We start from the raw sequence: 20229 nt of genomic DNA, 5'->3' as shown, positions 1-20229 counted from the left end.
GTTTTTCCTGTTTTTTTGTATAACTGTCGAGGAACCATATCATAGCAACTAAAATCACTGTGAGTGCCAGACACAGTGAGGTGAAAATCAAAGAAATTCCATTTTTTCTATCTGTTTTTTGGAAAGACAGTTTCGCCACTGTTGATGTCACCATCTATATCGGATTCTTTTACGTGATTCCATATAGCAACGTTCTTTCCAACACGCCTTCCAGAAGGAATAACGACATCGGAGCCGACAACAACAAGCCCAGCGTTGTATATATCCGGGAACATATTGTTCTCTTTTTCTTCACCTTCTCCGAGATGAGTGCCGTTTCGTATGATGCTGTTCTCACCTATGATTCCCTTATCGATAACACAATTCTCTTCGATTATAGTATTGGTCATAATCACGGAGTTTTTTATTGTAACGTTCGGTGCAATATAAACTCCCTGAAAAATAACGGAGTTCTCCACATATCCGTGAATAACAGCTCCTTCACTGACCAATGAATTCCGAATATTTGCGTCGTTAGCAACGAAAGCTGGTGGATATTCCTCGGTATGAGTATAAAATCTCCACGTTGGATCATGGAGATTAAGAGGAGGAAGCGGACGTGTCAACTCCAGATTGGCTTCCCATAAAGACCTTATGGTTCCAACATCTCGCCAGTATCCTTCGAAAGGGAAAGCAAACAGAGAACCCTGATTTTCTTCAACAATTCTTGGCAGTATGTTCTTACCAAAATCATGGAAACTGTTGGGATCTTTTTCATCTTCTATAAGCATTTTTTTCAGGAATTTCCATTTAAAAACGTAGATACCGAGGGATGCCAGATTTGATCTTGGTTCTTTTGGTTTTTCTTGGAATTCAACGATTCTCTCATTGAAGTCAGTTACAACGATTCCAAATCTCGAAGCCTCGGACATAGGAACCCTCATACAGGCGATCGTACCATCGGCAGCTTTCGAATAATGGAAATCTATGAGTTCATTGTAATCCATAGCATAGATATGATCACCAGATAGTATAAGGACAAGTTCTGGATCGAAGTCGTCAACATAATCTATATTTTGAAAAACCGCGTTGGCTGTTCCGGAATACCAATCAGAATCCTCTCGTCCCTTATAAGGTGGTAGTATTACAACGCCACCGTCTTTTCTATCTAGATCCCATGGTCTGCCAATCCCAATGTGTTTACTGAGTGTATGAGGCCGATACTGCGTCAGAACCCCAACGTTGTATATACCTGAATTTACGCAGTTACTTAAAGTAAAATCAATTATTCTGTATTTCCCACCGAAAGGAACAGCGGGTTTTGCCATTTCTTCTGTGAACAATCCCAATCTGGTCCCTTGTCCCCCGGCGAGAATGAGAGCAACGGTTCTGTTTGCCATTCGTATCACCTCATAAAACCGCGAACTTTTCTGCAATAGCTGGTTTCTCAGGAGACCCAATAAATCTTCTTCCAGACCGTATCACTGTATTCTTATCTAACACCGCATTTTCAACGTAAGCACCTTCTTCTATGAGACAGCCTTCAAGTACTACCGAATTTTTCACAATAGCTCCCGCAAGTACCTTAACGTTTCTGAAGAGAACGGAGTTATGGATCCGTCCGGATATAATGGAACCATCGCTTATCATGGAATTTGAAACCCGTGCTGTACCGGTTATCTTCGGTGGTGGCAAATCTTTTAGCTTGGTGTAGATCTTTCCGTGCTGGTAAAAAAGTTCTTGCCTTACTTCTTCAGAGAGTATGTCTAAATTGGTTTTATAATAACAATCCAAACCACATTTAAGGTTTCTCCAGTATCCTTCAAATCTATACTCAACTACTCTGAGTGAATCTACATTGGACGCGATGATATCCTTGACGAAATCTACCTTACCTTCGGGAACATTCGCATAAAGCAATTCTCTCAGAAGGAATTTGTTCATGAAGTAAACGCCGAGAGGAACGGAAAATTTTTCATTTTCAATGTTTTCGTCTTCCATTTTCCATTCAACGACTCTTCCCGTTTCGTCGGAAATGGTTTTCTGGTGAACGGCTTGATGCTTTACAAATTCAGATCTTGCGGTTAAAACTGTTATATCAGCTCCAGTTTCGATATGTGCTCTGAACATTTTGCTGAAATCGATCTTGTATATACTGTCACCATCACTGATAAGAGTGTAGTCTTCATTTCCTCTTTTCAATATGGTCATGTTCTGAAAAAGGGCATCAGCACTTCCTACATATCCAAGAGTTTCTTTGGATGCTGTATCGTAAGGCTGGAGTATAAAAAGACCTCCTCTTTTTCTGTCGAGATCCCATTCCTTTCCTGAGCCGAGATGATCCATAAGGCTCCGGGGACTGTATTGAGTAACTATTCCAATCTTTGATATACCGGCATTAACCATATTGCTCAACGTAAAGTCGATGGCTCTGTATTTTCCGAAAACCGGTAAAGCTGCACTCGTACGCTTCTTTGTTAAGGGTCTGAGGGTTTCTGCGCGGTGATTTGCCATAACCAATCCAAGGACTTTCACAATTATCACCTCAATAATCTACGCATGGAAGATTCGTCATGAATGAAAAATCGGGGATTTGTGGTGGTCGATGAGTCTTCAGAGAAGGGAGAATTATCTTAGCAGCTTCTTCAACGGCATTATCAAATAACTCAAGGAAAGTGGCCCGGCTTTCCCAGCCGGTGGTTGGATGATACCAGGAACGCTTGTTGAGGTTCAACACGTCTTCGTTCAGTAACAGCTGTTTTTGGGAACTTCCAGGTGTAAATATCTTTGTGAATCCTCTGAAGATATTCGCTAAAGCTGAGCGGTCTTTTCGCGTTAGCATTTCTCTCATTCTACCGTAAGCTTCAGAAAAGCTTATGCCGTCTATTCTGAAAACATCATAAAGGAATGTTGCATAAAGCTGATCGATGATTTCAGGGACCTCTTTAGGCAATATTCCCAGTGGATTCAATGTATCGATGGAAATTTTTAAGAAACGTTTTACCATTTGAATGTCTATTACCTCTTCAAGATCGGTATGTTTGCTGCTGTTTCCAGCACGTGAGATTATGTATGGATGAGTCAATCTATCTAGTGTGTGATGACAGATTATGCCGTATACATAGGGACTAAAATCTTCAAATAAATTTTCTGAAAGGTAGGAGAGAAACTTACCGCACTTGTGATTATGCAGTCTGTGACCGGCGGTTTTGTATTCTTCATTCTCGTGGTAAAAGAAAACATTAGGTCCCTGGGTTCCCAGATGGAACAGGAAAAGGGAATCCTCCTCAAAACCGATATTCAGTTCTCTTAAAACCCTGTCACCGTGAATGAGGTGGGTCCATATAGCTGGCACCTCTATCACCTCTTTTCAACAACTGTCCACACACACTTTAAATAAAGCGATTCCGGGATTTGCAAAACCCAGGGATGATCTAAAGACTGGTAGGTTATCCCAATATTTTTATACTGAACGTCTAATTCCAAAGATACCTTTCTTAATGCTTCAATAAGATGTTCCAGCCCAAGATTATAAGCGCAACTGCAAAGGCAAATTACTCCGTGGCTTTTAACCACCGGAACGGAGAGAGAGACTAATTCTTTTAAAAGTTCTATTCCTCTACGAAGTTCCTTCCTTCTTTTTATCAACGATGGAGGATCTAAAACAACTATATCAAATTGTTCCTTCTTTTCCAAAGATTTCAGATATTTGAAGACGTCCATCTGAACAAAACTCATGCGTTCTTTTACATCATTCAACGCTGCGTTGAGTTCAGCTACTTCTAGATCTTCACCGGATTTATCGACGCAAACAACTTCAGCACCCGCTTTGGCCATATTTATTCCAAAACCACCGGTAAACGAAAAGAGATCGAGAGCTCTCTTGAAAGCGAATCTTTTTACAATTTTCCGTGCCATTTTTCTCGAATCTCTTTGGTCGAAGAAAAACCCGGTTTTTTGCCCGTTTGTAAAGTTCACGATATACTTCAATCCATTCTCTTCGACCTCTACAATTGGGGTTTTTATCTCGCCATAAAGTAGTCCCGTCTTCTTTTGTAAAACTTCACCGGTGCCCATTTCAAAATCGCTTCTCTCATAAACCGCAGCAGGAAGAAGAAGCTCTACGATAGAATTTACCAGCTGTTTTTTCAATAGTTCTACAATGGAATTTCTGAACTGTACAACTATAACTTCACCATACCTGTCGGCAATGAACCCGGGAATTCCGTCGGCTTCACCGTGAAATAACCTGTAATAGGGCTTATCAAAAAAACGTGTTCTCCATTCCAGAGCTTTATATAATCTTTCTCTGAAAAAATTTTCGTCTAACTCTACATCTTCAGTGGTCAGAAACATTATCTTTCTGTTCGAAAAGGGATTGTATAAGCCTTTTCCCACGAAGGCCCAATCATTCGAAAAAACATTCACCGGGGAGCCAAGGATTAGCTCACCCTGAACTTCACTGATTTCATCTTCAAAAACCCACGGGTAACCGTTGAGGAGCTTCTTTTCCTTTCCTTTTTTTAAAACAGCTATGACCATCAGAATTGTTCCTCTAGTAAGAGCTTATAATCCACGATTTCACTGGTATCGAAGAAAATCGACATTTCGTGTTTGGCATGCTCGGGACTGTCGGAAGCATGGACTATGTTCTTTCTTATCGTGACTCCAAATTCTCCCCTGATCGTCCCGCTGTTAGCTTCAAGAGGATCCGTTTTTCCTATAACATGGCGAACAACCTCAACAGCCCGGGGTCCCTCAAGGATCATCGCAACTATTGGACCGGAGGTAACAAACTTCAGAAGCGGCTCATAGAAATCCTTCCCTTTGTGTTCCTTGTAGAGTTTCTCCGCCTGCTCCATTGTCATTTTCAGCATTTTTAAAGCTACGATTTTCAGCCCTTTCCTTTCAAATCTGGATATCACTTCCCCGATCAATTGCCTCTGTATCGTATTTGGTTTCAAATAAACAAATGTTCTCTCCATAAAATCCCTCCCATTTAAAAATATATCATACATATAACATTTGCTAGCTTTCAGCTATAATTAAATTATGGGAGTTATGAATGAGACCTTTCTAAAAACATTGGAGAACCTTATACATCTGGATAAAGGTATAACGGTAGCGTTCATTGGAAAAGCGCCAAGTTTTTTGTTGCAGAGAGCTTTTGAGTTTGTTCGGAGTGATACGAAATGGAATTCGCAACGAGAAACCGAGGATCTCCTGGTAGTACAACCATCTTCAGGAAACATAGGAATTGACGATATATTGGATGTTGAACGTTTCTTGCTCCATAAACCTGCAAATGGCAAGAAAAAATATGTTGTCATTCATAGAGTTGAAAGGCTTACTCCTGAGGCCTCCAATGCTTTTTTGAAAACACTTGAAGAACCACCGGAATTTGCGACATTGATACTGACAACGACTTCGTGGGAATCTCTTCTTCCAACGATAAGGAGCCGGAGTATTTTCTTTGAAATGGATTATCCTTACGAAATGTTAGATGCTCTGAAGAAAAAGTACAGGGAGGATGTTAAGTACATTTACGCGGGTTGCTTTGAAGATTTCGAAGTTCTGAAACATTGTCTCGACAATGATGTGTCACAATTGATAGAAGCATTGAAGAGCTTTGAGCAATTGAATTTTCAGGATCTGGTGACAAAATTTGAGAAACTTACGGATTCTCGGCCTGAAGAATATTTGATGCGACGAAAGTTTTATCTTGAGGTTATTCGTAGGATTGTTTCTGAGGGGGAACACGAGTTTTTTAAGAAATTTGTGGTATTGAAAAAAACTTTGAACACCAACGGTAATTATTTCCATACTCTTCAGGAGATTGCAGCGGTTTTGGGAACGTTGATTCATGACTCGTTCATTATCAGTAGAACTTCAAGATGGAATCTCATACAGAATTTGGAATTACTCGAATGGTTGATGGACCTGGATCTTAAAAATACGGCAGAATCTGAGGAAGTTTTCCTGTGGTGTCAAAGGTTATCGAGATTGAAAATTGGTTCGTTGAATAGAGATCTCATATTACACAGAATTCTTTACAGCGCAAGAGAAATTTTTGTGAAACGCTAGAAATGGAGGGAAAATATGCCTGAGATATATGGACATGTTTATGGTGTGGAATTCCACGCTGTTGGAAAACTCAGTAAATACACCGCAGAAGATTTGCAATTACGTCCAGGGGACCGTGTGATCGCTATGGGCGAGTTTGGTCTTGATGTTGGAACGGTTAGATATGGCCCTGTTATAATGAGAATAGATCAGTTAAGCGAAGAGATAAAGCCAATCTTGAGAAAGATGACAGAAGAAGACGAAGAGGTTCACAGAAAGAACCAGGAAGATTCAGAGAAAGCCTTTGAGATTTGTAAAGAGCTCATCAAGAAACATGGTTTGCCTATGAGGTTACTTGAAGCAAGATATATGTTTGACCGTTCGAGAATCGTATTTTATTTTGGAGCCGATAGCAGGGTGGACTTTCGGGAACTGGTCAAAGATCTCGCAAGGACATTCAAAACGCGTATAGAGTTAAGACAGGTTGGTATCCGTGACGAGGTTAAAATGCAGGGAAGTCTCGGACTGTGTGGTATGGTTGCATGTTGTGTGAGATTTCTCAGAAATTTTGAAAGCATTACGTTAAAGCATGCGAAAAAACAGCAACTGTTAATTAACCCTGCAAAAATCTCAGGACGATGTGGCAGGTTGTTGTGCTGTCTTGCTTACGAGCAGGATCTGTACGAAGAAGAACTTAAAGATATACCCGATGAAGGGACCGTGGTGGAATACCAGAACAAAACCTGCAAAGTTCTCACCGTCAATATTTTTCTCAAGATGCTGACGCTTGTAGCGGATGACGGTCAGCTATTGAAAATTCCTTTCGATGAATTCAGAAAAAGCCAGGTTTCTTTTCTTTCAGACACAGATCCAGAAGAACTTCTTAGAGAGAAAGATGAAGACATAGAGCTTGAAGAAGATGATAAATAGTTGAGGATTGGAGGTATCAGAATGGCGAAAAAAAAGCTTTCAGAACAGAAAATAGCTGAACTCAAAGAACTTGGACGTATCTGTCGTGGTGATATCTTAAAGATGACCACAGTTGCTAAATCAGGTCATCCTGGTGGTTCGATGTCATCGATAGATATCTACCTTATGCTTTATGCGTATGCAAATATCGATCCTGAAAATCCTTTCGACCCTAACAGAGACAGGGTTGTTATTAGTCATGGCCATACTTCTCCAGGTGTTTATGCGGCACTTGGGAGACTTGGTTTTTTCAATATTGACGAAGTTATTGCAGGATTCAGACATGCTGGCAGTATTTATGAGGGTCACATAACCCGTGGCATACCTGGTGTGGAATGGACTACCGGTAATCTCGGGCAAGGGCTTTCTGCCGGTGTTGGTATGGCCCTTGCTTCTAAGATAAGCGGCAAGAATTTCCAGGTTTACGTTGCAATGGGTGATGCTGAACAGGCAAAAGGACAGGTTGCTGAAGCCAGAAGGACAGCGGTGAAGTACGGGTTGAACAATCTGGTGGCAGTTATCGATTATAACGATGCACAGATATCTGGAAGAGCTCATGATGTTATGTTTGTCGATATAAAGGCTAATTATGAAGCTGACGGCTGGAAAGTCATCGAAGTCGATGGCCACGATTACGAAGCTCTTAACGATGCGCTGTGCGAAGCTTCCAATTATTCGGAGGGACCTGTGGTAATAATTGCGAAAACAGTTATGGGTAAAGGTGTCAGCTTTATGGAAGATGTCGTTGGATATCACGGAAAGCCACTAGATCTGGAAGCTTGTAAGAAGGCTCTCGCTGAACTCGGAGTAGAAAATGATCTTGAAAAGTACCTTGAGATGAGAAAGAAATTACCTTCCTATCACGAGCCAATTGTACCGCCGACGGAGTTCGTTGAAATCGATCCCGGAACACCGATAACTTACGGCGCTTCTGAAAAACTTGATAATCGTTCCGCTTTCGGGAAGGCTTTAGCGGATCTTGCAAAGATTAACAAAGGAAAGGCGCCCATAGCGGTTGTTGATTGCGACCTCAAACCTTCAACGAAACTTGAGGATTTCGAAAAAGTATGGCCCGAGAATTTTGTCCAGATCGGTGTGCAGGAACACAACGCTGTAACGGTTGCTGGCGCCATGTCCATATCAGGTGCGAAAACATTCTTTGCAGATTTTGGGGTCTTTGGAATTGATGAAACCTATAACCAACAAAGACTCAACGATATAAACAAAACTGACTTGAAGGTTGGTGTAACCCACGTGGGTATAGATGTTGGGGAAGATGGAAAGACCCATCACTGTCTCGACTATATAGGTGCCATAAAGAATCTATACGGTTTCAAGCTAATCGTTCCTGCAGATCCCAACCAGACAGACAGAGCTGTAAGATATGCGGCTGTAAACAAAGGAAATTTCATTATAGCCATGGGACGCTCGAAAATGGATATAATAACGGACGCAAATGGCAAACCTTTCTTTGGTGATGACTATAAATTTGAATATGGAAAGGTTGATGTCATTCGCGAAGGAAAAGATGCCACGGTTGTCGTTACAGGACAGGTAACAACAGAAGCAGTTAAAGCTGCTGATGAGCTTAAGGCTGAAGGAATAGAAATCACCATTTTGAATGTAAGCTGTCCTCTTGACGCAAATTTTGAGGAAGTAAAGGAATATCTTAAGGGTAAAGTTTGTTCTTTTGAAGATCATAACGTGAACAGTGGCCTTGGAACGCTCCTTGAAAGCTACTTTGCATTGGCGGGATTCCTGCCGGAGAAATTCGAAAAAATCGGAATCGATAGGTACTTCATTTCTGGAAGTAAAAAAGACCTTTATAAAATTGCCGGACTTGACGCGGAATCGATAGCTGAAAGAGTCAGGAAATGGGTGAGATGAAAGAGTATTATAAGAAAGTTCAAGAGTTTTGCAAGAAAAACGATTTGGATATTGACACAGAGTGGATTTTCAAAGCTCTGTGTCATTCTTCTTATGCAAATGAAGTTGTACGTAAGGGAATGAATGTTGAATCGAATGAAAGATTGGAATTCCTTGGGGATGCTGTGCTGGCTCTTTCGCTTGCAGATCTCTTGTACAGAGAGTACGACGTAGATGAAGGTGTGATGTCAAAAACACGTGCGGTCGTAGCAAGCGAAAAAGTTCTGGCAGAGGTTGCTCGGAATATGAACATAGGGGAGTACCTGCTTCTTGGCAAAGGAGAGCTAAAGACTGGCGGAAGGGGACGGGACTCGATACTGGCCGATGCTTTTGAGGCTATCCTTGGCGCCCTTTATTTGAGCGAAGGATTCGAGATAGCGAGGAATTTTGTGAAAGAGAAATTAGGAATCTATATAGAAAAAGCTTTGAATAAAGAACTTGTGCTTGATTACAAGACGACCCTTCAAGAATTAACACAGGGTAATCTGGGTGTACGACCTGAATATTCTTACATAGAAAACATCGGCACTCCTCAGAACAAGCTCTTCCACGTAGAGGTGCGGGTTAATGGAAAAGCGCTTGCCGTTGGTTACGGGAAAACGAAGAAAGCTGCGGAACAGGACGCCGCGAGAAAGGCTTATGAAAAACTTCTTAAAGATTTAGAAGAGCAGGGGATTGAGCCAAAAAATAGTGAAAGACTGACGTAGTTTTTTGCTTCAGAGAAATATACCGGTTTTGTATCGAAAAAGAAACCATGTGAACAGGAACTGCCCTTTTGCAAACCTTTGCTGGTGAGCGTTTGATTCTGTCAAAGCCTCCTTTCCCACGTGAAGAGATTGTTCTATCTCTTTCGCAGATTTTCAGGAAGTAAAATGGTAAAGCTGGAGGTGTTGTTTTGGCAAAGAGTTGTACTCGAATCCTTGGTATCGATCCTGGCTTTGGCACTTTAGGATACGGTTTGATAGATGTTTCTGGCTCAAAAGTCTCGCTGGTTGGTTACGGTGTTATTCAAACAAAACCGGGTGAGCCGATCCCAAATAGACTGTTGAAGATATACGATCGCCTCCACGAAATTGTGGAAGAGTATCGACCAGATGAAGCTGCTATCGAAGAGCTTTTCTTCTTCAGAAACGTTACAACTGCCATTCAGGTTGGAGAAGCGAGAGGGGTTGTTTTGCTGGTTTTGAAGCAGCTTAGTATTCCCATTTTTGAATACACACCGCACCAGGTTAAACAATCAGTTACTGGATATGGTCGTTCTGAGAAGGGGCAGATCCAGCGGGTTATGAAAAAGTTTCTGGGAATGAACGAAACTCCAAAACCTGATGATGCTGCGGATGCTCTGGCAGTTGCATGGTGTCATATCTCCTTTCGAAGATTTCCCGGAGGTGCTCATAGGTGAAGTTACGTTTCAAAGAATTGAATATACCAATCTCCAGGATTGTTGAAAGAATCCTTGGTTTTTATCCGGAGTACAGCTGTGATTCATTTTATGTGCTGGATGCAGTTGTGGACCTCTCAAAGAGAGAAATGACTCTTGTATTCGATGACAAACTTCCAGAAAAAATCAAAAGATTTCTTCTGGAGCGTTTTGTAAAAGTAGCTTCTGCGCAACTAAACATAAGGGTTTCTCTTGGGTTCAGACCCGTCAGTGAATCTTTACATCATCCGGATGGAGTTCCTTTGGCTGGCAAAGAGCCCTCCGGAGTAGATGATGCTGAATTTGACATCGACGCTTTTATTAAACACACGAATGGACTGGCTTCTTATCTAGAACAGTCGGATATCAAATTTGATGGTGAGAAAATAATCATACACGTTAAAAATAGTTTTGCAGAAGCGCGTATAAGATCAAAAAAAGATGATTTACGACAGGCGATAAAGAAGACTGCAGGGAAAAATATCCCTTTCGAAATAATTTTTGAACCCATACAGAATGAAGCTAAGCCAGATATTGTGCCCGAAACACCTTTAATACTTTCGCCTTCTTCAGCGACTTCTGGCGAATCAGCACAGGTTTTGAAACCCTCTAAAAAGGAGAGTACAGTAATTCTCGGGAGAAGAATCAGACAGGCACCACAGAAGATTTGTGATGTTATGGGTAGAGAAAAAGATGTGGTTGTTGCTGGAAAGGTCTTTGGTCTTGATAAATGGAATGGAAAGGTGTCTGTTCTTACCTTCAATGTAACGGATTTTACAGATTCGATAATCTGTAAGTTGATCGGCGCAAAAGCCAGAGAGGTATGGAATGGAATAAATAACGGGGACGAGCTTTTGGCAAGAGGAAAGCTTGAATATGATGACAGGATAAAAGAAGAAGTTTTAATGGTAAGAGACCTGAACCAGATCGAACTCCCGAAGCGGAAAGATAATGCCGAGGAGAAACGCGTCGAACTTCACCTCCATACAAAAATGAGTGCACTCGATGCTATTGTCGATGTTAACGAATTGTTCAAAACCCTTAAAAGTTGGGGACACGATGCTGTAGCCCTTACGGATCACGGTGTTGTTCAGTCCATTCCAAATTTCTACTTTGCCGCGAAAAAAAGCGGGATAAAACCTATCTTTGGAATGGAAGGTTACATGGTAAATGATTCAGAACCCATCGTAAGGGAAATAGAAGATAAAAACCTTGAGTTGATGAACAGCATTTATGTGGTTTTTGATCTTGAAACCACCGGGCTTGATCCTTCAGCAGATGAAATCATTGAAATAGGCGCTGTTAAGCTGAAAGGAACCGAAGTAATAGGAGAATTCTCATCTTTTGTAAAACCAGAAAGAAATCTTTCTGAAAAAGTTACCAGAATAACAGGGATCAGTGATGGAGAATTGGAAGATGCCCCATCGCTTTCTGAAGTACTACCGAAATTTCTCGAATTTTGTAAAGATTCTGTTCTGGTTGCTCACAACGCAACTTTCGATTACCGCTTTGTAAGAAACGCGGTCAAGCATCTGTACAACGAAGACTGGAAATTACCTTATATAGATACTCTGGCTTTATCCAAAAGCCTTCTCAAATCGAAAAGCTATTCTTTAGACAATGTTGTTAAACGTCTAAAACTCGGAGATTTTGAACATCACAGGGCTTCAGAGGATGCGAGAATAACCGCTGAGGTTTTCAAGAAGCTTCTCTCTATGGCGAAGAAGAGAGGAATAAAGAAGATAGCAGAGCTCGAAAATTTGAGAAAGCACATAAACATCTCGAGCTTGAGACCGCTTCATGTAACCATACTCGCAAAAAATAAAACGGGTTTGAGAAATCTCTATGAGCTTGTTACGTTGTCACACACAAAATATTTCTATAAGAAGCCTCGAGTACCGAAGAGCATTCTTCTCGAAAAGCGTGAGGGATTGATCATTGGTTCAGCTTGTATATCTGGAGAACTTTCGAAGGCGTATCTTTCCGGAGCAAATGCTGCGGAGCTTGAGGAGATCGCGAAATTTTTTGATTTTATAGAGATTATGCCGCTGGATGTTCTGGACTACAACGAAGCAGAAGCTCATATAACACGAGAGAATCTCAAAAATATGATACCGCGAGTTCTACAGGATAGGCAAAAAACTGAACATTCCTGTGGTGATGACCGGAGATGTTCATTTCTTAGAACCAGAGGATGCTATTTACCGTGCCGTACTTGAAGCTGCACAAGAGTACCAGAATTTTGACAAGCAACCCTCTCTCTATCTTAGAACCACAGAAGAAATGCTTGAAGCTGCAAAGGAGATTTTTGAAGACGAAGAGATCGCTTACGAAGTTGTTGTAAAGAACAGCAGAAAAATAGCCTTAATGGTTGAGAATATAGCACCTATAAGAGGGAAACTTCATCCACCCATTATCGAAGGAGCGGACGAACAGGTACGGGAACTAACATACAAAACGGCCCATGAGATCTATGGAGATCCACTCCCGGAAATCGTTGAAAAGCGTCTTGAAAAAGAGCTTCGTGCTATCATAGGTCATGGTTACGCTGTCCTTTACCTTATTGCTCAGAAGATCGTTAGAAAGTCCAACGAAGACGGATATGTTGTTGGTTCCAGAGGTTCTGTTGGAAGTTCTCTGGTTGCGACGATGCTGGGAATTACCGAAGTGAACCCGTTACCACCTCACTATGTATGTCCTGTATGTAAACATTCGGAATTCGTTCTGGACGGTTCAGTTGAATCCGGATACGACCTTAAAGACAAAAGCTGTCCCGAATGCGGTGCGCTAATGCAAAAAAACGGCCAGAACATTCCTTTCGAAACCTTTTTGGGGTTTGAAGGTGACAAAGTACCAGATATAGATTTAAACTTCTCGGGAGAATATCAGGAAAGAGCTCACGCATACCTTGAAAAACTTTTTGGTAAAGATCACGTTTTTAGAGCAGGCACGATAAGCACGCTTGCTGAAAGAACCGCTTATGGGTTTGTAAAAGCCTACATGGAACGTTCCAAAAAGCAGTTGAGGAGGGCGGAGATAGACCGTCTTGCTTCTGGAATCGTTGGAGTCAGAAAAACCACAGGACAGCATCCTGGCGGTCTTATGATCGTTCCGAAGGACAGAGATGTGCATGAGTTCACCCCTGTACAGTTTCCAGCAAACGACACGAAATCTCGAACAATGACAACACATTTCGCTTACGAAGTGATTCACGATGATCTGGTCAAGATAGATGCGCTGGGACACGATGATCCAACTTTTATAAGGATGCTCAAAGATATAACAGGTGTCGATCCAACGACTGTTCCCATGGATGATAAAGATACTTTGTCTATATTCTCTTCGACGAAGGTTTTAGGAATAAATCCTCGTGACTTAGGTACAGATGTGGGAACTCTCGGGATACCCGAGTTTGGTACACAGTTTGTTCGGGGAATGCTCCGGGAGACCCGTCCGAAAACCTTTGGTGAGCTTGTGAGAATATCCGGGCTCTCCCATGGAACAGATGTTTGGTTGAATAACGCTCGTGATTGGATAGTTTCGAAAAAAGCAACGCTGTCAGATGTCATTGCATGTCGAGATGACATTATGAATTATCTGATTTCAAAAGGAATAGAGCCGTTAAAAGCATTCAAAATAATGGAAAAGGTGAGAAAAGGGAAAGGCATAACGGATGAGGAAGTTGAAATGATGCAGGAAGCAGAAGTACCAGAATGGTTTATTGAATCTTGCCGAAGGATCAAATATCTTTTCCCGAAGGCTCACGCTGTTGCTTATGTTAGTATGGGTTACAGGGTGGCGTATTTCAAGGTTCATTATCCCCTGGCCTTTTATTCAACTTACTTTACGATAAAGGGTGACGAATTCGATGTAGATCTCGCTCTTGGTGATGTAAGTGGTATAAGAAAGGAAATTACAAATCTCAAAAATAATGCAAACAAGAATGTCAAAGAAAGATCCAAAGAAACGCTTCTTGAGATCATGCTGGAAATGCGCCTTAGAGGTTATTCCTTTCTGCCTGTTGATTTAGAGAAATCAGATGCGAGACGTTTTTTGATAGAAGGCAACGCCTCAGAATACCTTTTAACAGGCTAAAAAACCTTGGGTATAAAGTAGCCATTTCGATAATAAAAGAGCGTGAGAAGAGGCCATTTAGTTCAGTGGAAGATCTTTTGAAAAGGACTTCGATCAACAAAACGCACGTGGAAATACTGAGAAAGTATGGGGCCTTCAAAGGACTTCCTGAAAAAGAGCAAATAACACTCTTTTAGGGTGAAGATGAATGCAATTCGTTCTGAAAAACGGGGAATACAAAAAAATACTTGAGCTATGTGAAAAATTTGCCGGGACAGTTGAACCCGGCTTTCGCTTCGTGAGATTGCATTACTTCAAAGGGCTCAGGTTCTTTGTGAGTGATGGTTGTGGAAAGCTTGAATTAGCTGTAAATAAAGAGGTATCTCCGTTCTCAGGAACATACATCTTACCTATTGACCAGGTAAGGGTTTTGAAAGAACGGAAGTCGAAGGAGGAGAATATCCAATTTTCTCTTGGCGATAAAAAGCTTGTGATTTCTGCCAATGGCGATAGATTGATCATAGAAAACTCAAAGATAGAAGAGCGACCTAGAATGGAACGGAAGTTTGAAGCATTGTTCAAGATGGAATTATCCGAATTCAGGCGAAAATTAAACTTCGCTTCCTCAATAAACGTTGAAGGTGAGATGGTAACGATCTTCGGTGGTGGCAATGAAACCGCTATGGTTTCAACGAGTTCGAATATGACCGTTATTGCATTTTTGAAGACCGAATCAAAAAGAAATTTCCAGGTATCTTTACCTTACGTAACGGTGAGACATTTATTCAAAGCACTGGAAACTTTGAAGAATGTGGAGATCGTTTTCGGAGACGGTATCAATGACGTTGGACTAAAGGCGGGTCCTTTGCTGTTTTCTTTCTGTAATGACAGAACACCGGTATATGAGGAGAGGATATTTTCTTTGAAGAAAAATACTTACAAAGAGACACCGATAGACAGAAATCTTCTTCTCACAGGTTTGAAGAAAATGGCAAGACTCGTGAAAAAGGGATTCAGTGTTCTTTTAATTTCAAAAGCTGAAACACTGAAACTTCTGGTAAAAACCGGAAATTTTAAGTACGAAACCACTCTCGCAATAAGTGAGTTCCCGGAATTTTTTGCTAAAATTGATCCTCACAGATTACGTTCGGCGGTTTCACGGTGTAGCTCAAAAAAACTTTTTATAGCGATTCACGGTAAAGAGCTTCTCATATCAGATCGACTAAAAGAATATATGGTTTCCATACCCATCACATTATGAAAACTTTGCTGAAAAGATAGAAGACAAATCCAGAAATGCCTGCTGTAACCGGTACTGTTACAAGCCATGCCCAGAGGATATTCTTGAGCACCCCTTTATTAACGGCTTCGAACCCCCTCGCCATTCCGACTCCGGTAACAGCCCCGACAACGACGTGAGTCGTGGAAACGGGCATTCCAAAGACGGAAGCTATGAGAACAGATGTGGCTGCCGCGAAGTCGATGCTGAAACCACGGGTGTTGTTTAGTGTTGTGATTTGCGTTCCGACAGTTGCCATAACCTTTCTCCCCCAAAGCCCTACGCCCAGAGCTATACCGAAGCCACCGATGGCAAGCATCCACGATGGGATGTTCACGGTTTCTCCAATTCCCCCGGCTGTCAGGGCGAAATAAACCACCGCGAGAGGTCCAATCGCATTAGCAACATCGTTGGCTCCATGGGAGAAGGACACATAACAAGATGTCAGGATCTGCATTTTTCTGAATGTAGATTCTACAACCTCGTAACAGTCTCCTGTTTGCTTCTTTTTGAGAAATCTTCGTATTAGCAAACTGCTGATAACAAAAGAAATAACAAAGAACAATAATCCCCAGAATAATGACATATTGACAGGGTTTTTAAGTGTTTTCACGGTGAAAAGGAAAGCAATTGTAAAGAAGGCAAAACTGATGAAAATGGGTGCGTAACGCTTTGTAGCAGTCATCAAATCTTCTTTTTTGAGAATACTGGCTGCAATTAATTTGAATACCACATATGCGATGAATCCACCGACAAGAGGTGATATAATCCAGCTACTTACGATCATGAGCATTTTTACCCAGTTTACAGCCTGCAGTCCTCCAGCTATCAAACCGAATCCAACCATTCCGCCAATGATAGAGTGGGTTGTCGATACCGGCATGCCACCAAGAGTAGCCAGGACGAGCCAGGCAAATGCTCCTATGAGAGCGGAAATAGCCCCAAAAACAAGAGCATTTTGAGAACCTATAAAGGCCGGTTCCAGTATTCCTTTGGTGATGGTACTTGTAACGTGTGTGCCAAAAAGGAAAGCACCGGAGAATTCGAGAACAGCCGCAATTAGCACAGCCTGTCTAACGGTAATTGCTTTAGCACCAACAGCGGTTGCCATGGAGTTAGCGACATCGTTTCCTCCGATGGTCATAGCAAGACCGAATCCTAAAGCTAGCGAGATATATAAAAGCAAGAAAATCCCTCCAGATGAAAAAATTTGGGCCTTCTTATGATTTGATTACCATAAGAATAGCTTCCGCAACGTTTTCAGCGCTATCAGCAATGTCCGAAATTGTTGTCGTCAATTTCTCGAGGTAGAGAATATCCACGGGATTCATCCTATTCTTTTGGGTGTAAAGCATTTTTCCGAGTTCTACCGAACGAACATCCGTGTCGAACTCGTAATTTTCTAGTTCATCTATTTCCTTGACTTCTTTACCGATCTCTTTAGGAGCAAAGGAGCTTTCAACAATGTCAAGCAGTGTTTTTATTAAGTCGTGCATAAGTTGTACCGACTTAAATGAATCTTCGCCAAGGCTGATGAAATTTTTTGGAATGTCGGTTTTTTCGAGACCTTCAACCGAGTTCATTTGCAATATCTTTAAAACATCATCAACCCCATCTATAACACTATCGGCTTTGTGGAGGATGGTCATTAGATCTGATTTTTCGAAATACACGAATTTGAGTTTCATATAGCTTGCGCGAATACGTGCTTTGATATCATCAGCCTGGCGTTCCAGTTCCTCAACTTCTTTTGACATCACGGTGATTTTCTTTAAGTCTCCTTCGAAGTAAAGCTCCAGCGCTTCTGGTAAATAAGAGGAAGCCTTTAAGACCAGATCGGCATGTTCTTTAAGGAGTCTCAAAGGGCTTTCTTTTGGAAAGAGCTTGTCAATTAATCTGGGCAACTCATCACCTCCTACTTGGAGTTTAGCATTATCACGATAAACAGACACTAAAAAAAAGAAACAAGAATCGACCAGATAAATTTGGCATTCTTTAGTAACGGTCGCTATAAGATTATATTGCGATTAGATTGGTATAATTATATATATGAATGAAAGCGGACCATACAAAACCACATTTTTGAAATGGCAAACTTGACATTCGATTGCTAACTAAATATAATTAAAATGCGAAGATAGAACACGAGGTGAAAAAGGAGGGAATGATATGGCTGAAAAAGAATACATTGTAGGTATTGACCTTGGAACAACAAACTCTGTTATTGCCTGGGTTAAGCCTGATGGAAATGTTGAGGTTATCCCCAATGCTGAAGGTTCAAGAACCACACCATCTGTGGTTTCGTTCAGTAAAACCGGTGAAATAATCGTTGGTGAACCCGCAAAGCGTCAGGCTATTCTCAACAGTGACAGAACTATCAGATCAATAAAAAGAAAGATGGGGTCTGATTATAAGGTCAAGATAGATGACAAAGAGTATACACCCCAGGAGATAAGTGCCTATATTCTGAAAAAACTCAAAACAGACGCTGAAGCCTATCTGAACGGTAAGGTAACCAAAGCGGTTATAACTTGTCCAGCTTACTTCAATGATGCTCAAAGACAGGCTACAAAAGAAGCTGGTATTATAGCAGGATTCGAAGTTCTGAGAATCATCAATGAACCTACAGCCGCGGCAGTAGCCTATGGGCTGGACAAAAGCGAAGGTGACAAGAAAATCATAGTGTACGACCTTGGTGGAGGAACCTTTGATGTGTCGTTACTTGACATCGGTGATGGAGTTGTTGAAGTTCTTGCAACGGCTGGAAACAACCACCTTGGTGGTGATGACTTTGACCAGAGACTCATTGATTACATAGCCGAAGAGTTTAGAAAACAGCATGGCGTTGATCTCAGGCAGGATAAACAAGCCTACCAGAGACTTAAAGATGCGGCCGAGAGGGCTAAGATAGAGCTTTCTTCAAAATACGAAACGGAGATCAGCTTGCCTTTCATAACAGCGACAGCCGAGGGACCGCTCCATCTTGAAATGAAGATAACAAGATCCACTTTTGAATCGCTGATAAGAGATCTTGTTGAATCAACAAGAGAACAAATTGAAAGAGTTCTGAACGATGCCAAGATGTCACCTCAGGATATTGATGAAATCATACTTGTTGGTGGTTCTACGAGAATTCCATACGTACAGAACTTCATCAAGAATATATTCGGTAAAGAACCCAACAAAACCGTTAACCCTGATGAAGCAGTGGCTATTGGTGCGGCGATTCAGGCTGCTATACTTGGAGGAAAACTGGAAAAGGATCTTGTCCTTGTCGATGTAACGCCACTCACGCTGGGAGTCGAAGTAAAAGGAGGGCTCCTGGAACCGATAATCGAAAGAAATTCAACGATCCCGATAAAGAAATCCAAGATCTTTACTACAGCTGAAGACGGTCAAACAGAGGTTGAAATAAGGATCTACCAGGGTGAACGAACCATGGCCCGCGACAACATATTCCTTGGAAGCTTTAAGCTTACGGGTATTCCACCGGCACCGAGAGGTGTACCTCAGATAGAGGTTACCTTCGATATCGATAGTGACGGAATTGTGAACGTTTATGCCAAGGATCTTGGAACCGGAAAACAGCAATCGATGGTTGTTACCGGAAGACACAAGCTATCCGAAGATGAAATCAAGAAGATTATCGAAGATGCGAAGAAATATGAAGAACAGGACAAGAAGAAGAAACAGGAGATCGAACTCAAAAACCAGGCTGATGAACTCGCTTATCGTGCAGAAAAGATGCTCAAAGAGAATGGGGACAAGATTTCACCCGAGGACAGAGCAAAAATAGAGAATATAGTAAAAGACTTGAGAGATGCGATAAGTTCAGATAATATACAGAGGATCAAACTACTCTTCGATCAGTTGCAGCAGGAGATTATGAAAATCGGCCAGGCTATTTACCAATCGGCTCAGGGTGGGCAGACTGATCAGACCGGAAATCCTGGAGACCAAGGTGGAAATTCTGAGTACATACCACCGAAAGACAATGCCTAAAATGAATAAACTGAAAATTTTGTCGGGGAGGTGATAGCATGTTGGTTCCAAAGAAGAACGTTTCTGAACTCTTCAGACCCTTTGAGGAAATTCAGAAAGAGATCGATAAGCTTTTCAGCGAAGCCTTTAGAGGACTCGATGTAAGAAGAGGAGAGTACGGCATGCTCATCCCCGAAGTCGATATCTACGAAACGGACGATGCCATATTTGTGGAAATGGAAGTACCTGGCATAAAGAAGAAAGATCTCGAAATCAAAATTGAAGATGGAATCCTGACAATCAAAGGAGAGAAATCCTCTGAAAAAGATGACAAATCTAGAAACTACCATCTCTACGAGCGTTCCTATGGTATGTTCCAGAGAGCTTTCAGATTGCCCGACAGTATCGATACGACCAAAGTTAAAGCAAAATACGAAGACGGCGTCCTGAAAATCGAATTGCCTAAGAAGGAAGAAGTCAAGAAAGAAACGGTAAGTGTGAAAGTTGAGTAATTGAGATGAAATCATACGGGGCGCCT

The 20229-nt window shown here is 41.6% G+C and carries 15 protein-coding genes and 1 pseudogene; 9 read left to right on the top strand and 7 right to left on the bottom strand.

Going from position 1 to position 20229, the window contains the following annotated elements; all coding sequences use genetic code 11:
* Positions 1-107: 107 nt before the first annotated feature.
* The 5 genes from DU53_RS04570 to ndk are packed head-to-tail and all read right to left on the bottom strand — an operon-like array spanning position 108 to position 4964.
* Positions 108-1379: a glucose-1-phosphate adenylyltransferase gene (locus DU53_RS04570; RefSeq protein WP_015868271.1), complete on the bottom strand. Its 1272-nt coding sequence runs from the start codon at positions 1377-1379 to the stop codon at positions 108-110.
* 10 nt (positions 1380-1389) lie between these two features.
* Complete coding sequence (gene glgD / locus DU53_RS04565) at positions 1390-2514, bottom strand: glucose-1-phosphate adenylyltransferase subunit GlgD (protein WP_015868270.1); 1125 nt, start codon at positions 2512-2514, stop codon at positions 1390-1392.
* Between the two features lie 10 nt (positions 2515-2524).
* Complete coding sequence (locus DU53_RS04560) at positions 2525-3334, bottom strand: zinc dependent phospholipase C family protein (protein ID WP_015868269.1); 810 nt, start codon at positions 3332-3334, stop codon at positions 2525-2527.
* Between the two features lie 5 nt (positions 3335-3339).
* Positions 3340-4521, bottom strand: coding sequence for a class I SAM-dependent rRNA methyltransferase (locus tag DU53_RS04555; protein WP_063727703.1), 1182 nt, complete (start codon positions 4519-4521; stop codon positions 3340-3342).
* Positions 4521-4964 (bottom strand): nucleoside-diphosphate kinase, encoded by a 444-nt coding sequence (gene ndk / locus DU53_RS04550; protein ID WP_063727701.1) that lies wholly within the window; start codon positions 4962-4964, stop codon positions 4521-4523. Before ndk ends, DU53_RS04555 begins: the two co-directional genes overlap by 1 nt.
* A 76-nt stretch (positions 4965-5040) precedes the next feature.
* Between ndk and DU53_RS04545 the strand changes: the two genes are divergently transcribed.
* The 7 genes and pseudogenes from DU53_RS04545 to DU53_RS04515 all read left to right on the top strand — a co-directional run bounded on the left by DU53_RS04545 (position 5041) and on the right by DU53_RS04515 (position 15692).
* A complete protein-coding gene (locus DU53_RS04545; protein ID WP_063727699.1) occupies positions 5041-6063 on the top strand; it encodes a hypothetical protein in 1023 nt (340 codons plus the stop codon).
* 15 nt (positions 6064-6078) lie between these two features.
* Complete coding sequence (locus DU53_RS04540; protein ID WP_015868265.1) at positions 6079-6972, top strand: stage 0 sporulation family protein; 894 nt, start codon at positions 6079-6081, stop codon at positions 6970-6972.
* A gap of 21 nt (positions 6973-6993) precedes the next feature.
* Positions 6994-8898, top strand: coding sequence for a transketolase (locus DU53_RS04535; protein ID WP_015868264.1), 1905 nt, complete (start codon positions 6994-6996; stop codon positions 8896-8898).
* On the top strand, positions 8895-9644 hold the full coding sequence (rnc, locus tag DU53_RS04530) for a ribonuclease III (protein WP_015868263.1): 750 nt from the start codon (positions 8895-8897) through the stop codon (positions 9642-9644). Before DU53_RS04535 ends, rnc begins: the two co-directional genes overlap by 4 nt.
* A 188-nt stretch (positions 9645-9832) precedes the next feature.
* Positions 9833-10339, top strand: coding sequence for a crossover junction endodeoxyribonuclease RuvC (gene ruvC, locus DU53_RS04525; RefSeq protein WP_015868262.1), 507 nt, complete (start codon positions 9833-9835; stop codon positions 10337-10339).
* Positions 10336-14628: pseudogene (locus DU53_RS13325) on the top strand (PolC-type DNA polymerase III). Before ruvC ends, DU53_RS13325 begins: the two are co-directional and overlap by 4 nt.
* Before the next feature lie 11 nt (positions 14629-14639).
* On the top strand, positions 14640-15692 hold the full coding sequence (locus tag DU53_RS04515) for a hypothetical protein (RefSeq protein WP_015868260.1): 1053 nt from the start codon (positions 14640-14642) through the stop codon (positions 15690-15692).
* Here DU53_RS04515 and DU53_RS04510 read toward each other — a convergent pair.
* Together DU53_RS04510 and DU53_RS04505 are read right to left on the bottom strand one after the other, a co-directional pair.
* A complete protein-coding gene (locus DU53_RS04510) occupies positions 15682-16896 on the bottom strand; it encodes an inorganic phosphate transporter (protein ID WP_153020818.1) in 1215 nt (404 codons plus the stop codon). The two genes, DU53_RS04515 and DU53_RS04510, sit on opposite strands and share 11 nt — an antisense overlap.
* Positions 16897-16930: 34 nt before the next feature.
* Complete coding sequence (locus DU53_RS04505; RefSeq protein WP_063727697.1) at positions 16931-17614, bottom strand: DUF47 domain-containing protein; 684 nt, start codon at positions 17612-17614, stop codon at positions 16931-16933.
* Positions 17615-17879: 265 nt separating this feature from the next.
* Here DU53_RS04505 and dnaK point away from each other — a divergent pair, with 265 nt between their 5' ends.
* A complete protein-coding gene (dnaK, locus tag DU53_RS04500; protein ID WP_015868257.1) occupies positions 17880-19712 on the top strand; it encodes a molecular chaperone DnaK in 1833 nt (610 codons plus the stop codon).
* Between the two features lie 38 nt (positions 19713-19750).
* On the top strand, positions 19751-20203 hold the full coding sequence (locus DU53_RS04495) for an Hsp20/alpha crystallin family protein (RefSeq protein WP_015868256.1): 453 nt from the start codon (positions 19751-19753) through the stop codon (positions 20201-20203).
* The last annotated feature ends 26 nt before the right edge of the window (positions 20204-20229 follow it).

Origin of the sequence: Kosmotoga sp. DU53 (genome assembly GCF_001639905.1) — a bacterium.
GTDB lineage: Bacteria > Thermotogota > Thermotogae > Petrotogales > Kosmotogaceae > Kosmotoga > Kosmotoga olearia.
This window is presented reverse-complemented; position numbering and strand designations above follow the sequence as displayed.